The 15,401-nt window shown below is 68.3% G+C and carries 11 protein-coding genes and 1 pseudogene; 4 read left to right on the forward strand and 8 right to left on the reverse strand.

All coding sequences use genetic code 11. The annotated features are described in order from the left end of the window. Positions 1 to 273 precede the first annotated feature (273 nt). The 3 genes from AC06FD_RS13485 (at position 274) to AC06FD_RS13495 (ending at position 6,151) form a co-directional block, all read left to right on the forward strand. A complete protein-coding gene (locus tag AC06FD_RS13485) occupies positions 274 to 3,270 on the forward strand; it encodes a TonB-dependent receptor (RefSeq protein WP_478048394.1) in 2,997 nt (998 codons plus the stop codon). 125 nt (positions 3,271 to 3,395) lie between these two features. Then, positions 3,396 to 4,412 (forward strand): cupin-like domain-containing protein, encoded by a 1,017-nt coding sequence (locus AC06FD_RS13490; RefSeq protein ID WP_478078092.1) that lies wholly within the window; start codon positions 3,396 to 3,398, stop codon positions 4,410 to 4,412. 170 nt (positions 4,413 to 4,582) lie between these two features. Continuing rightward, a complete protein-coding gene (locus AC06FD_RS13495; protein ID WP_478078093.1) occupies positions 4,583 to 6,151 on the forward strand; it encodes a sensor domain-containing diguanylate cyclase in 1,569 nt (522 codons plus the stop codon). A gap of 64 nt (positions 6,152 to 6,215) precedes the next feature. On the opposite strand, the gene AC06FD_RS13500 is transcribed toward AC06FD_RS13495, so the two are convergent. From AC06FD_RS13500 to AC06FD_RS13530, 7 genes and pseudogenes are all read right to left on the reverse strand, one after another. Then, the gene (locus tag AC06FD_RS13500; RefSeq protein WP_478078094.1) at positions 6,216 to 7,088 is read right to left on the reverse strand and encodes an energy transducer TonB; all 873 of its coding nucleotides are present in this window, start codon (positions 7,086 to 7,088) and stop codon (positions 6,216 to 6,218) included. A 95-nt stretch (positions 7,089 to 7,183) separates the two neighbouring features. Then, positions 7,184 to 8,062, reverse strand: coding sequence for an energy transducer TonB family protein (locus AC06FD_RS13505; RefSeq protein WP_449336284.1), 879 nt, complete (start codon positions 8,060 to 8,062; stop codon positions 7,184 to 7,186). Between the two features lie 57 nt (positions 8,063 to 8,119). Then, positions 8,120 to 9,841 carry a bifunctional isocitrate dehydrogenase kinase/phosphatase gene (gene aceK, locus AC06FD_RS13510; protein WP_394164020.1) on the reverse strand — a complete coding sequence of 574 codons (1,722 nt, stop codon included), beginning with the start codon at positions 9,839 to 9,841 and terminating at the stop codon, positions 8,120 to 8,122. A gap of 135 nt (positions 9,842 to 9,976) precedes the next feature. Then, on the reverse strand, positions 9,977 to 10,336 hold the full coding sequence (locus AC06FD_RS13515) for a hypothetical protein (protein WP_038685821.1): 360 nt from the start codon (positions 10,334 to 10,336) through the stop codon (positions 9,977 to 9,979). Positions 10,337 to 10,386: 50 nt separating this feature from the next. Beyond that, positions 10,387 to 10,800: pseudogene (locus AC06FD_RS13520) on the reverse strand (roadblock/LC7 domain-containing protein); the annotation flags it as partial. Further along, positions 10,793 to 11,341 carry a GTP-binding protein gene (locus AC06FD_RS13525; protein ID WP_478078095.1) on the reverse strand — a complete coding sequence of 183 codons (549 nt, stop codon included), beginning with the start codon at positions 11,339 to 11,341 and terminating at the stop codon, positions 10,793 to 10,795. The gene AC06FD_RS13525 and the pseudogene AC06FD_RS13520, both read right to left, overlap by 8 nt. A gap of 2 nt (positions 11,342 to 11,343) precedes the next feature. Next, positions 11,344 to 12,297 (reverse strand): hypothetical protein, encoded by a 954-nt coding sequence (locus AC06FD_RS13530; RefSeq protein WP_478078096.1) that lies wholly within the window; start codon positions 12,295 to 12,297, stop codon positions 11,344 to 11,346. A 186-nt stretch (positions 12,298 to 12,483) separates the two neighbouring features. Here AC06FD_RS13530 and AC06FD_RS13535 point away from each other — a divergent pair, with 186 nt between their 5' ends. Next, entirely contained in the window at positions 12,484 to 12,960 is a 477-nt protein-coding gene (locus AC06FD_RS13535; RefSeq protein WP_478078097.1) for a hypothetical protein, read from the forward strand. A gap of 72 nt (positions 12,961 to 13,032) precedes the next feature. Here the strand turns inward: AC06FD_RS13535 and AC06FD_RS13540 are convergent, their stop codons facing one another. After that, a complete protein-coding gene (locus AC06FD_RS13540) occupies positions 13,033 to 15,258 on the reverse strand; it encodes an NADP-dependent isocitrate dehydrogenase (RefSeq protein ID WP_394164017.1) in 2,226 nt (741 codons plus the stop codon). Positions 15,259 to 15,401: the final 143 nt, after the last annotated feature.

Consider the following 15,401-nt stretch of genomic DNA (forward strand, 5'->3'; position numbering starts at 1 on the left):
GCACTGCACAACGCTGCTGTGCTGCTGAATCCGCACGACCCCGTGCGGTGAAAAACGCATGGCAAGGCCTGCGCCGCAGGCGTTTGCCCGCCTTCCCGTGCACGCCGACGACAGCGCTGGACATCGCCCGCACGGCGCATGGAAAGGGGACCCAAAGGGGTGTTTGTTGACAACGCTGTCAACCATGGCTCCCAATCCGGCCGACTGTGCAGTGGAACCGCGCCATCACGCCGTAGGACCGCCATTATCGATTTCCCTGGGGAGGGAGCTTTCATGAAGACGTACAAGGTCGTGCCTCGCAAAGCGATGCTTGCTTCGGCTCTGCTGGCCGTGCTGGCCAGCCCGGCCTGGGCCCAGGATGCCGCCACGCCGTCGGCGCAGAGCCCCGACCCGACCACGCTCGATGCGGTGCAGGTCACCGGCATCCGTGGCAGCCTCACCTCGTCGATGAACCTCAAGCGCGACAGCCAGGGCGTCGTCGATGGCATCGTCGCCGAGGACATCGGCAAGTTCCCCGATACCAACCTGGCCGAATCGCTGCAGCGCATCAGCGGCGTATCGATCGACCGCACGTCCAGCGGCGAAGGCTCCAAGGTGACCGTGCGCGGCATCGGCCCGGACTTCAACCTGGTGCTGCTCAACGGCCGCCAGATGCCGTCCTCCAACCTCGGCAACGGCGGCGGCGGACTGTCCGGCTCGCGCTCGTTCGACTTCGCCAACATCGCCTCCGAGTCGATCTCGGCGGTGGAGGTGTACAAGACCACCCGCGCCGACAATCCCACCGGCGGCATCGGCGCCACCATCGACATCAAGACGATGCGCCCGCTGGAATCCGAGCCGGTCATCAGCCTCGGCCTGAAGGCGGTCAACGACAGCTCCAACGACAACCTCCCGCGCACGCTGCAGGGCGCCAGCGTCACCGGCGAACTGTCGGGCATCTTCAGCCAGCGCTACGCCGACGACCGCTTCGGCGTGACCTTGAGCGGCAGCTACCAGGAGCGCGACTCCGGCTTCAACCAGGCCACCGTGGCCGAAGGCTGGGCCACGTTCTATGGCAATGAAAGCACCGACTGGCGCGCCCTGCCGCAGCCGGGCCAGGGGTATGCGGACCGCATCCAGAACCGGCCCGGCCCCACCGACGTGTACGCGCGCCCGCAGAACACCGCCTACAACGTCAACGGCGTGCAGCGCCAGCGCACCAATGGCCAGGCCACGTTGCAATGGAAGCCAGCCGACAACGTCACCACCACGCTGGATTACACCTACGTGGAAAACAAAGTGCAGCAGCAGCGCAGCGAGCTGTCGGTGTGGTTCAACTACGGGCCCGGCGACAGCACCTGGACCAATGGCCCGATATCGGCGCCGATCCTCTACAGCGAGGACATGACCAACTCGGACGTGTCCATGGGCGGCATGAAGCTGGCCACCAAGAACACGATGGATTCGCTCGGCTTCAACGTGGACTGGGCAGTGAACGACGCGCTGGACCTGTCCTTCGACGTCCACAACTCGACCGCCGAATCCCAGCCGGACGGCCCGTACGGCTCGGCCGGCGTGCTCGGCGTGGCCGCTTTCGTGCGCGGCAAGACCACCGTGGACTACAGCGGCGACCTGCCGATCATCAACATCGCGCTGCCGCCGGGCGGCGTGCAGGCCGCCGATGCGCTGGTCACCGGTTCGGTGTTCCAGAACAGCTACAACAAGTCCAAGGTGCAGCAGTACCAGGGCCGCGGCACGTTCAAGTTCGCCGACTATTCCGCACTGGATTTCGGCGTGGGCCACACCAAGGTGGAGAACCGCTCGGCCTCGGCGATCATGCAGCGCGACACCTGGGGCGGCCTCGGCACGCCGGCCGACTACGACGACAGCATCTGGTACGCCGATGACATGGCCAGGTACTTCGATGCGTTCTCCGGCCACGGCGACCCGCGCCTGACCGGGCAGTTCCTGGTGTTCGATTTCGACCGCCTGCGCGAACGCGCCGGCCAGGTCGCCGCCAACGGCGAGCCGCCCTGCCCCACCTGTTACCTGGCGCCCACCGAGTACACCGAAGACATCCGCACCACCGAAACCTCCAAGAGCGCCTACCTGCAGTACCGCACCACCTTCGACTGGACGATGCCGCTGCATGTGGCCGCCGGCGTGCGCTACGAGCAGACCGAGGTGGAATCGACCGCGCTGGTGCGCGTGCCGACCAGCATCAACTGGGGCTCGGCCAATGAGTTCAACCTGGGCTACGCCGCCGAGGGTACCTTCATCGGCGGCAAGGGCAAGTACGACTACGTGCTGCCCAACGTGGACCTGAAGCTGGACCTGTCCGAAACACTCGCCCTGCGCGGCAGCTACAGCCGCAGCATCGGCCGGCCCGGCTGGACCCAGATCGACAGCGGTCGGCGCTTCGACACCATCGTGCGCACCCAGGGCGGCACCGGCTCGCGCGGCAACCCGGGCCTGGAGCCGCTGCTGTCGGACAACATCGACCTGTCGCTGGAGTGGTACTACGGCGAATCCAGCTATGCCTCGGTCGGCTTCTTCCGCAAGAACATCAAGAACTTCATCAGCAACACCATCGTGCGCGACAACAGCGCCGGGCTGCATACGCCGGTGGGCGGCACCTACTGGAACGAGGCCTTGGCATCGGGCTGCGGGGTGACCGACATGCCGTGCATCCGCGATTACATCTTCGCCAACCACGACGGCGATCCGGGCGTGACCGCCACCGGCACCAACTCGGCCGGGCAGCGCACCGGCACCATCGTCGGCCAGCCTGGCGACCCGGTGGCCGGGTTCGACATCACCGTGCCGGCCAACCAGCGTTCGGACCACCTGGACGGCTGGGAACTGAGCGTGCAGCAGTTGTTCGGGCAGACCGGCTTCGGCCTGGCCGCCAACTACACCAAGGTGAAATCCGGGCTGACCTTCGACAACCTGAGCCTGGGCGACCAGTACCCGATGATCGGCCTGAGCGATTCGGCCAACCTGGTGCTGTTCTACGAGAAGTACAACTGGCAGGTGCGGGCGGCCTACAACTGGCGCGACACGTTCCTCAACGGCATCGGCGGCCAGGGCCCCAACCCGAACTACACCGATGCCTACGGCCAGCTCGACCTCAACATCAGCTACGCGGTCAGCGACCAGCTCACCCTGAGCCTGGAAGCGATCAACCTGACCGACGAAACCATGCGCACCTACTCGCGCCACACCAACATGCTGCGCTACGCCACCCAGACCGGCCCGCGCTACATGTTCGGGGTCCGCTACACGTTCTGATCCCACCCGGGCCGCCGGTGGCGCGGTCGCTCGACACGAGCGGCCGCTCCGCCGGCGCCCGGTCGCTTCACGCGCCGGCCGTGCGCTACGGTAGGCGCCACCCACTCCATCCCCCGAGGATGTCCATGTCCCCCCTGCCCGGCCCGATCGACGAGATCCCGGACCTGGATCCGGCGCAGCTGCCCGCGCTGCTGCGTTCGTGGACCACCCCGAAGGTGCTGCGCGGCCTGGTCGCGCACTGGCCGATGGTGACCGCCGCGCGTGACTCGGCGGCCGCGGCGGTAGCCCACCTCAAGCAGTTCGACCACGGCCGGATGCCGGTCACCGCCACCACCGCCGCACCGCAGGCGCAGGGCCGGATCTTCTACAACGAGGACATGACCGGCTTCAATTTCCGCCGCGAACAGATCGCCCTGAGGGTGGTGCTGGATACGCTGCTCAAGTACCAGGCCGAACCGGCACCGCCCACCATCTACGTGGCCTCGACCACGCTGGACAGCTTCCTGCCCGGCTTCGCCGCCGCCAACCCGTTGGTGCTGGGCGTGGACGAACCGCTGACCAGCATCTGGATCGGCAACCGCTCGCGCATCGCCGCCCACCAGGACGTGCCGGACAACCTGGCCTGCGTGGCCGCCGGCCGGCGCCGGGTTACCCTGTTCCCGCCCGACCAGATCGACAACCTGTACATCGGGCCGCTGGATTTCACCCCGGCCGGGCAGGCGGTCAGCCTGGTCGATTTCGCTTCGCCGGACCTGCAGCGCTTCCCGCGCTTCCCCGTGGCGCTTGCGCAGGCCCAGGTCGCCGAGCTGGGACCGGGGGATGCGGTGTTCATTCCCTCGTTGTGGTGGCACCACATGGAAGGCCTGGACGCCTTCAACGTGCTGGTCAACAGCTGGTGGCGGCCGGTGCCGGCGTGGATGGACGCGCCGATGAATGCCCTGATGCTGGCGATGCTGGCCCTGCGCGAGCTGCCACCCGCGCAGCGCGCGCACTGGCGGGCCCTGTTTGACCACTACGTGTTCGAGGCCGACGCGGGAACCCACGCGCATGTTCCCGCACACGCGCGCGGCGTGCTGGCACCGCTGGATGCCGCCACGGCCGGCAACGTGCGCAGCGTGCTGCGCAGGCGCCTGGAGCGCTGAGCGCTGCGGCACGCACCGCTTCACCCACGCGGCGGCGGAATCCGCAATAATCCGCGCCGTGACCGTAGTCCGCCCGGGAGCGGGGAAGTCGTGCGCTCCTGATTGCTCCATCGATGCCGTTCCATCCGTCCCTCGGCTGGCGCAGCACCCTGCCAGTCCGAATCGCCCGCATGCGCCCGTTGTCCACCCGTCTGAACCTCGGCAAGCTCATCCTTGCCCTGGCCCTGCTCAGTGCGCTGGTCGCCCTGGCCAATGCCCTGCACGCCAGTTACCGCGTGCAGCGCGAACAGCTGATCGGCAATACCCTGGAAGCCAACCGGGTGTATGCCAGCAAGCTGGCCGAGACCACCCAGAATTTCATCCAGTCCGCGCAGCAGCAGCTGGCCTACAGCGCCACCACGTTGGGCCAACGCGCGCACGACCGCGGCGAACTGGAGGCCGAAGCGGCGCGCCTGCAACTGCAGACCAACAGCTTCAACTCGGTGTTGATCGTGGACCCGGCCGGCACCGTGCTCGCCACCTCGCCGCTGAGCCTGGCCCTGCAGGGCGTGGTCCTCAACAGCCCGGGCAACAAGGAAGCGCTGGCCCGCCGCGAGCCGTTCATCAGCGACCCCTACCAGTCGGCCACCGGTCGCCTGATCGTGGCCATTTCGCACCCGATCTTCAGCGCGCAGGGCCAGTACAAGGGTTATGTCAGCGGCACCCTCTACCTGCGCGAACGCAGCATCCTGCAGACCCTGCTCGGCAAGCACTACTACCGCGACGGGTCCTACCTGTACGTGGTCGACCGCAACGGCCGCATCCTGTACCACGTCGAGCCGGACCGGGTCGGCCAGTTGGCGCAGGAGAACCCGGCGGTGCAGGCAGTCGGCAAGGGCCATTCCGGCGCGCAGCAGGTGCGCAACAGCCACGGCGTGGAAATGCTCGCCGGGTACGCACCCGTGCCGGCGGTGCGTTGGGGCGTGGTGGCGCAACGCCCCACCGAGGCAACCTTGGCACCGCTGGCGAGCCTGATGACCTCGGTGATCTGGAACGCCATCCCGTTGGGCGTGCTGTCGCTGCTGGTCACGTGGTGGTGCGCGCGGCGCATCTCGCTGCCGCTGTGGCAACTGGCCCGCAACGTGCAGAACCGCGACACCGGCATCGCCATCCGCCATGTCACCGGCATCCGCGCCTGGTACTACGAGGTGTCCCACCTCAAGCAGGCCCTGCTGTACAGCTTCAACCTGCTGCAGGACCGCATCGGCAAACTCAACCGGGCCAGCATGACCGACCCGCTCACCGGCCTGCAGAACCGCCGGGGGCTGCAGCAGGGGCTGGAGGACTGGCAGGCGCGTGGCCAGCCGTTCGGGATCATCGCGCTGGACATCGACCGCTTCAAGACCATCAACGACCGCTTCGGCCATGCCGTGGGCGATGCCGTGATCCTGCGCATCGCGCAGCTGATGCGCGACGACTCGCGTGATACCGACCTGCTGTGCCGCAATGGCGGCGAGGAATTCCTGATCCTGCTGCCGGGGATCGACACCGACGCCTCGGCGCGCATCGCCGAGCGCCTGCGCGTGCAGGTGGCCGCGGAGGTGTTCGACGAGGTCGGCTCGGTGACGGTGTCGCTCGGCGTGGCCCATTACCCCAGTTACCACGACGACCCGCAGCAGGCCCTGCGCCTGGCCGACAAGGCCCTGTACATGGCCAAGGAACAGGGCCGCAACCGCACCGTGGTGTACCCGCAGGCGTGAGCTTGCGGGCGGCGCCGGGGCCACGCCGGCGCCGCTGATCCACAGCGACGCCGACAGGGGTGGCTCAGCCCTGGCCGAGCACCGTCTTGAGGACCGGCCCGCGCGTGTCGCCGGCCACATACACGCCGTCACCCAGCGCGTCCGGCGCTACCGCCACGGGCTCGGGCTGCTGCCATGCCGCCCGCTGGCGAGGGCCAGGCAGATACGGCTCCCACGCAGGCACGTCGCGCGAAGGGGGCTGATCGGCATAGCGCACCGGCAAGCGCACCACCCAGGTCTCGCGATCGGCCAATGGGCCCTGCGTGGGGATGCGGAACTGCCAGTCACGGACCGCCTGGATGGCGCTGTCGGCAAATGCAGTGCGGACCCTGTCGAGCTGGCGCGGCGGCACCAGCACGCGCAGGTTGACCTGCTCGGCGGCGACATTGCGCACCTTTCCATCGCGCCCGACCTGGATCAGCAGGAACACATCGGCGGCGGCACCGCGACCGGCGGTGCGCACCGGGTAGGTCGGCACCGAACCGCTCAGCCGTGCCGGCCGGGTCAGGTCGTCTTCCCGATACTCCATGAAACTGGCGCTGCGGATCTCGATCCGGGCGCTGCCATCGCCCTGCACCTTGCCGACCACGCGCAACGAGACCGGCGTGGTGATGGGCACCGCCCTGCCCTCCTGCAGCGTCGGCTCGAACGCCCAGCCGGCCATCGATTCCTTGACGAAGCCGACCACGCCGGCGGGGATGGCCTGTTCGTCCTTCAGGCGCACCGCGACCACGTGGCCGTCGGCCCCGATATCCAGGCTGCCATGAATCCGCATGCTCGATTCCACCTGGTCCTGCAACGCCCGCATGCTGGGCGCCGCCTCGACGCTCGCGGGGCTTGCGCTCACGCCAGCCAGGCCCAGCCCGGCGACCAATATCCAACGCAACGATGACGCCATTGCCATGACTCCTTGTCCTGATCGGACCGACAGCCTAGCAAACCACGCCGATCGATTCGGCGACATCCGCGCCGCACCGGCGCCGGCGCGCCGGATCAGCCGCCGAGCGGGGTCAGCAGCCGCGGGCCCCGGCTGGCCGCATCGGCCATGAAGACGCCCCCCTCGGGCAGCAGGTCCGCGTTGGCATCGGCGCCCAGCGCGGTGTCGGCGCGCCAGGGCGCCTGCTGGCGCGGGCCCGGGATGTAGGCATCCCAGCGGCCGTAGCGTGCCTCGCGGTCGTCGTTGAGGGCGAAGTGCACCGGCACGCGGACGGTCCAGCTGGCATCGTCCTTGCGCTCGCCGGTGGTGGGGACCCTGAAGGTCCATTTGCGCGCCGCCGCCATCGACACCTGGGACAGCTTGTCGCGCATCCGGCGCATCACCGCTTCGTTGGTGGCCAGGCGCAGATTGACCTGCTCGGTGGCCACGTCGATCACCTTGCCATCGCGCCCCACCTGCACCAGCAGCAGCACGTCGCCGCGCCCTCCGATGCTGTAGACCTCCTTGGGATAGGCCGGCGGAGACGCCTTCAGCCGCGTCACGTCTTCGGTGGAGGCCGGGTCGTAGCGCTCGAAGTTGGCCGCCAGCAGCGTCACCTGTTGACGGCCATCGTCGGTGACCTTGCCGCCCAGGCGGATGCTGACCGGCGTGCGTGCCTTGACCGGGCGGCCGTCGACCTGCACCGGTTCGAACCGCCAGTGCTGCACCTGGCCTTCGACGAAGCCGGCGAGCGCGTCGTTGACCTTGTCGCGCTTGTCCAGGGTGAAGCCTTCGACCTGGCCCTGGGGACCGATATCGATGTGGCCGGTGAGCACCATGCTGGCTTCGGCCTGTTGCAGGACCTGGCTCCGGCTCTGCGCGCCTGCGCCCGGAAGCATGACCATGCTGGCAGCGCCGACGGCGAGCGCCAGCGCAAGAATATGGGATGAACGCATCGCACCTGCTCCTTGTGGATGCATCGAAGCGTAGCGCAGGCACGCCTCGCCCGCCAATCAGGCCAACCGATGGCTGGACGCGTACGGCGCGGTGTCGGGAAAGTCACCCGCAGCGAAGCGCGCCTGCAGGCCCTGCCACCAGCCCGGGTCGAACAGATGCGCGAAGTGCTCGCGTACCGCCGCCAGCTCGGCGGCCGGCAGGCCCATGAACATCCAGAAGCGCTCGGGAAAGACATCGCGCGGGCCGATCTGGAACCACGGCTCGTCAGCCAGCGCCTCCTCGTCGTTACGCGGCGTGGGCCACGCGCGGAAGTGGCAGTCGCTGACCAGGCACAGCTCGTCGTAGTCGTAGAACACCGCGCGCCCATGCCGGGACACACCGAAGTTCTTGGGCAGCATGTCGCCCGGGAAGATGTTGTTGCGGGCCATGTCGGTGATCGCCTGCGCATAGTCCAGCGCGGCCCGGCGCCGCGCCTCGCTGCCCTGCTCGCGCAGGTACAGGTTGAGCGGGCGGAACCGGCGCTGCACATAGCACAGCGCGATCACCAGCTCATCGCCCTCCGCGTGCACGCTGCCGCTGCACTGGCCCAGCAGTTCCGCCAGCAAGGCCGGGGAAAACCGCGCACGCGGAAAACGCAGGTGGCGGTATGGCTGCGCGTCGAGCAGGCGACCGACCCGGTCCAGGTTGAACACCAGCGCGTACTTTTCTTCCACCTGGTGCCGGGTCATGGACTTGGGCCAGGCGAAGCGGTCGCGGATCAGCTTGAACACCAGCGGGTAGCTGGGCAGGGTGAACACCGCCATGACCATGCCGGGGGTGCCATCGGCATGCACCAGCTGCTCGCTGGCCTGCTCCTGGAAATGCCGGAAGAACGTGCGGTAGCGCTCGGTCTTGCCCTGCTTGGCACGGCCGAGCACGGTGTAGATCTCGTCGATCGGCTTGGCCGGCAGCAGGCTGCGCAGGAACACCACCGCATCGCCGACCGTGGCCAGGTCGGCCTGGAAATAGCTGCGCGAGACGCCGAACAGATGCGCCACGTCGCGCCGGCCGGTGAGCACGGCCTCGGCACGCAGTCCTTGCCCGTCGTTGACCAGCGCGATCACGCACGGCGAAAAGCGATGCTCGCCAAACACGCGCCCCACCAGGTAGGCGCGTCGCTCGCGATAGAACACCGTATCGAGCAGTTCGATGCTGCGCACCGGGTAGTCGCCCCAATGGGCCAGGTCGTCCTGCAGGCGCACCGCGATGGCCGCCGCGCAGCGCAACTGGTGCGCATAGGGGATGTCGAAGCGGTAGTCGCCGAGCACCCGCACGATCGCCTCGGCCGGGCGCGTGGCCGACAGCGTGTAGCTGTGCCGCGCCACCGGGTGGGTGATGGCGTCGGAAGGCTCCACGTCCATCGCCATGAACTCGATCGCCGCATCCACGCCCTCGGTGGCGAACAGCCGCCGCGCCAGGGTGTTGTAGAAGGTCTTGTACAGCTCGGCATCGATCAGCCCGTCCAGCAGCGCCGCATAGGCCGGGCGGATCTGCAGCCACAGCGCGCGGGTGCCCACGCTGTCGCCGGCGGCGCGGCGCACCGCATCCACGGTCTGCGCGATGCACAGGTCGTACAGCCCGATCCGCTCCACCGCGTCGGCCCGCGCACCGGCCCAGTCACGGCGCTGGAAGCGTCCCCGCGCCCGCCGCGTCACTGCCGCGAAGCGCGCGTGGTAGGCCTCGAAGCCGTCGCGGATCAGGCCTGCCAGCAGTCGAGCATCACCATCGGCACCACGCATGCGGGCAGACCCATAAGACCTGCACCAACCATACGACAGCCGGCCCCGCCCCGGGTAGAGCCGACCGTGGGTCGGCTGCACCGGACGGACAGACGCGCCGCCGGACGCCACTGCGCCACGCCCGGCGGCGGCAGGCTACAGCGCCAGTTCGGCCTCCACGTCCTGCACCTTGCGCCGCGCCAGCGCCAGGTTGGACTTGTTGCGATCCAGCACCAGGTACAGGAACAGGCCCTTCTTGCGCGAGACGGGGCGCAGGATGTGGTACGCCTTGCCCAGCGAGATCAGGATGTCCTCGATGGTGTCGTTGAGGTTGAGCGAGGCCGCCGTCTTCATCTTGGCGCGGATCACTTCGGTATTGCCCGCTGCGGCCACTTCCATGTCCATCCCCGAGCCGGCCTCCCCCAGCAGCATGCCGCTCTCGTAATCGACCAGCGCCACTGCCTGGGCGCCATCGATGGTCATCAGCGCGTTCAAGGTATCGTCGAGTCCTGCCATGTTGCACCCCGTTGGTTGTCGAGCCCCGTCTTCCCCTGCGGATCGGCTCGTGATCCGCTGAGTTCGGCCATGATGTTCCGGCCACATTCCTTGGCATTCCACAGCACCTTGCCGATCACGCAGCGCGCATCGCAGGCGGTCATCAGCAGCAGGGGGGCCGGCTCGGCAGGCAACGCCAGCATCAGCACCTTGCCGCCGTCGGCCTCGAGCATCAGCACCTCCAGCTCGCCCAGCGCCAGCTCGCGCCCGACTGCCGCGGCCAGGGCCAACATCGCGCTGGTCATCGCCGCCAACCGTTCGCCGTTGCCATGGGTGCCGGCCGCCGGCACCAGGGCGAAGCCATCCACGCTGGCCAGCACCACGCTGCGCACGCCGTTGATGTCGTCGGCAAAGCGCTGCAGGTGACCGGCCAGGCGTGTCCGCAGTGCGGCATCCAGGCCGCGCACCTCGTGTCCGTCAGCCATGCGCCGCCACCAGTGCCCCGGCTTCCATCTCGCTCATCAGCACGTCCATCAGGCACAGCCCCTGTTCGCGGTCGCGCGCATCCAGCGGCACCACCGGCGACCAGCGCCCCTCGCGCCCGGCCCGGACCGCGCAGGCCTCCAGGTCGAACTGCGGGGCCAGGTCCAGCCGCGACACCCCGATCACCGCCGGCACCTGCGCGGCGTGCTGCAGCAGCACGCCCAGGTAGGCCTCCAGCTCGGCGATCGCCGTGCCGCGGGTGGCGTCGAGCAGCAGCACCACCCCGCTCGCGCCCTGCAGCAGGATCGGCCACAGGAAGTCGAACCGCTGCTGCCCGGGCGTGCCGTACAGGCGCAACCGGTCGCCGTTGGGCAGGTCGATGTCGGCATAGTCCATGGCCACGGTGGTCGAGGCCTTGTCGGCGCCCTGGCGGTCGCTGTTGTGCACATCGGTGTCGATCACCGCGCCGGCCGCGATCGCGCGCACCAGTGTCGACTTGCCGCTGCCCATGCTGCCGAGCACCACGATCTTGTGTTCGCGCATGCTCAGCCCCCGCCACGCTGGCGCACGCTGCGCCACATCCGGGCCAGCAGCCCGCCGCCTTCGCTGGCCACGCTGGCCAGCCGGCTGCCCTCTGCCGCCGGCTCCAGCGCGGCGTAGCCGCACAGGTAGGCCGGGTGCACGAACGCACGCACCGCGGCACCGGAAATGTCCAGAAACGAGGCGCATTCGTCCACGCTGCAGGCGCGCTTGAGCAGCAGCGAACACAGCCGGAAGCTGTCGTGCTGGTGGCCCAGTACGCGGAAATCCGGCCAGCGCAACAGGCGCACGCGCGCGTGCCGCTGCAGGCGTGCATCCAGGTCGTCCCAGTGCGCCGGGTGCTGGCCCCATTGCCACAACAGCGGGCGCAAGGACTGGCGCGGCAGGTCGCCGGCCAGCTGCTGGTAGCGCTTGGCCGCAATACCGTGCAGTGCCAGGCGCTCGAAATCATCGGACAGCAGTTGCGCCAGTTCGGCATTGCCGCTGCCATCGGGCACCACCATCTGGTCCTGCTCGAAGTCCAGCAGCAACAACGGCAACCCATCCAGGGCAAGCACGGCATGCCCATGCCGCGACTGCAGGCTCTCGCGCAGCGCGCGGGTGATGGCCTTGGCCGCGCGCGCCGCGATGGGCTCCTCGATCGGCGCCGATACCGCCGGCATCTGCCGCAGTGCATGCTCGATCGCGTGGTCGTCGAGCACGGCATGTTCATCGCCCTGCCCATGCCGCAGGTGGCCATGCTGGTCTTCGATCCAGAACTGGATCCTGGGCCGCTCGCGCACCATCCGCATCGCCGCATTGCGCAGCGCGGGCGTGTCCTTGATCACCAGCAGGTCGCAATCGTCCAGATCGCGGCAACTGCGCACGGTATCGGCCGGCAACGCCGCCGCCGCACGCAGGCGCTGCAGCAAGGCGTGCTCCCCCTGGATATCCGATCCAACCACCAGCACCCTGGCCATCGCCTTCCCCTGCGCTGTGAGAGTTCACACTTACTGCAGAAAAGATCGTCGATAGGCTATGCCATCGATATCGGCCTATAAGTGATGGATCGCACAGATTGAGTTGACGTTTGCGCACCGTGCGCGGCCGTCCGGACGCCGTCGCGACAAGGCAAGTTCCGTTCCATTCGCGTTGACACGACCTTCATGCCGGAGACCCGGGCACGACCACCGTCACACTCGCCGAGGTGGCGGGAGCTGGCCGCCCTCAACGGCGACGTCGCCTCGATCATCTGGCTGCAACGCGGCGAACCGGACCCGATCACGCACGCCGCCTACCTGGCCCTGGTCGAACAGGTGGTGGCGGCCGATGATCCCACCGCGATGCTCTACCTGGGCGACATGCGCCACGAGGCTGGTGGGGACGAGGCCGTGGACTTCACCCGCGGCGAGGTGGCGGGTCATGCGTGGCAGATCGCGGCGTGCAGGCGCGGGCTGGACTGCGCGGCAGGGAGCGCGTTGATGGACCAGTTCTGCATGGCGGGCATGTGCGCACCGTCGGACCTGGAGGCGTACATCCGCGCCGAGGTGGCCCGTCAGGGGGGCGACGTGGACCAGCTGGATGCCGCGGTGGACAGCATCCTGGCCCTGTTCCCGGCGCCACCGCGTCAGCACCGCCGCTAGTGCGCCGCGCACAAAAAACCCGCGCCGAGGCGCGGGTTCTTCGTCCATCACCGCGTGTGCGGCAGGCGGAGCTTACAGCGCGGCCAGCGCACTGTTGAGGGTCGCGCTCGGACGCATCGCCGCCGCCGCCTTGGCCACGTCCGGACGGTAGTAACCGCCGATGTCCACCGGCTTACCCTGCACCGCGGCCAGTTCTTCAACGATCTTCTGTTCGTTGTCGGCCAGTGCCTTGGCCAGCGGAGCGAAGCGGGCCTTCAGCGCGGCATCGTCATCCTGCGCGGCCAGGGCCTGGGCCCAGTACAGCGCGATGTAGAAGTGGCTGCCGCGGTTGTCGATGCCACCGAGCTTGCGCGAGGGCGACTTGTCGTTGTCCAGGAACTGGCCGTTGGCCTGGTCCAGGGTCTTGGCCAGCACGGTTGCGCCCGCATTGTCGTAGCGGTTGCCCAGGTGTTCCAGCGAGGCCGCCAGGGCCAGGAACTCGCCCAGCGAATCCCAGCGCAGGTAGTCCTCTTCCACGAACTGCTGCACGTGCTTGGGCGCCGAACCACCGGCACCGGTCTCGAACAGGCCGCCACCGGCCATCAGCGGCACGATCGACAGCATCTTGGCGCTGGTGCCCAGCTCCATGATCGGGAACAGGTCGGTCAGGTAGTCGCGCAGCACGTTGCCGGTCACCGAGATGGTGTCCTCGCCCTTGCGGATGCGGTCCAGCGAGAAGGCCGTCGCTTCCACCGGGGCCAGGATGCGGATATCCAGGCCGGTGGTGTCGTGGTCCTTCAGGTAGGTCTCGACCTTGGCGATCACCTGCGCATCGTGGGCGCGGCTGGCGTCCAGCCAGAACACCGCCGGGGTGCTGCTCAGGCGCGCGCGGTTCACGGCCAGCTTGACCCAGTCCTGGATCGGGGCGTCCTTGGTCTGGCACATGCGCCAGATGTCGCCGGTCTGCACGGCATGCTCGAAGACCACGTTGCCGGCCTCGTCGGTAACGCGCACGGTGCCATCGGCCGGGATCTGGAAGGTCTTGTCGTGCGAGCCGTATTCCTCGGCCTTCTGCGCCATCAGGCCCACGTTGGGCACCGAGCCCATGGTGGCCGGGTCGAACGCACCGTGGGTGCGGCAATCATCGATCACCGCCTGGTACACACCGGCGTAGCAACGGTCCGGGATGACCGCCTTGGTGTCCTGCAGCTTGCCTTCGGCGTTCCACATGCCGCCCGAGTCACGGATCATCGCCGGCATCGAGGCGTCGACGATCACATCGCTCGGCACGTGCAGGTTGGTGATGCCCTTGTCGGAATTGACCATGGCCAGGCCCGGGCGCTTGCCGTACTCGGCCGCCAGGTCGGCCTTGATCGCTTCCTGGGTGGCGTCGGGCAGCTGCGGCAGGCGCGCGAACAGGTCGCCGATGCCGTTGTTGGGATCGAAACCGGCCTGCTTGAGCACGTCGGCGTGCTTGGTCAGCACGTCCTTGTAGAACTCTTCGACGACCACGCCGAACATGATCGGGTCGGAGACCTTCATCATGGTGGCCTTGAGGTGCAGCGAGAACAGCACGCCCTTGGCCTTGGCATCGGCGATCTGCGCCTGCACGAACGAAGCCAGCGCGTTGCGGCTCATCACGGCGGCATCGACGATCTCGCCGGCCTTGACCGCGGTCTTTTCCTTCAGCACGACGGTCGTGCCATCGGCCTGCTGCAGCTCGATCTTCAGGCTGCCGGCGCTGGCCAGCGTGGCCGACTTTTCGCTGCCGTAGAAATCGCCGCCGTCCATGTGCGAGACGTGCGACTTGGATTCGGTGGACCACTTGCCCATACGGTGCGGGTGCTTGCGCGCGTAGTTCTTCACCGACAGCGGCGCACGGCGGTCCGAGTTGCCTTCGCGCAGCACCGGGTTGACCGCGCTGCCCTTGACTTTGTCGTAGCGCGCCTTGATGTCGCGCGAGACGTCGTCGGTCGGCACGTCCGGGTAGTTCGGCAGCGCGAAGCCCTGGTCCTGCAGTTCCTTGATCGCCGCCTTCAGCTGCGGCACCGAGGCGCTGATGTTGGGCAGCTTGATGATGTTGGCGTCCGGGGTGGTCGCCAGCTGGCCCAGCTCGGCCAGGTGGTCGGCTTCCTTCTGGTCGTCCTTCAGGTAATCCGGGAACAGCGCCAGGATGCGGCCGGACAGGGAGATATCGCGGGTTTCAACGGCGATGCCGGCGGTGGCGGTGTAGGCCTCGACGATCGGCAGCAGCGACTGGGTGGCCAGGAACGGTGCTTCGTCGGTCAGCGTGTAGAGGATCTTGGGCGTGTTCGACATGGGGGACTGATGCTCTCTTGCAGATCTGAGGAGTAATGGCCGACGGCGATGCCGGGCCGCGTGCAACCGTGTCACTTTCCCGTGGACCGCGCCGCTCGGCGCGCGCTGCGGGAAACCCCCGCATTGTCGCGTTTTCAGCCCCC

The sequence above is a fragment of the Stenotrophomonas sp. Steno-Z1 genome, assembly GCF_056393175.1.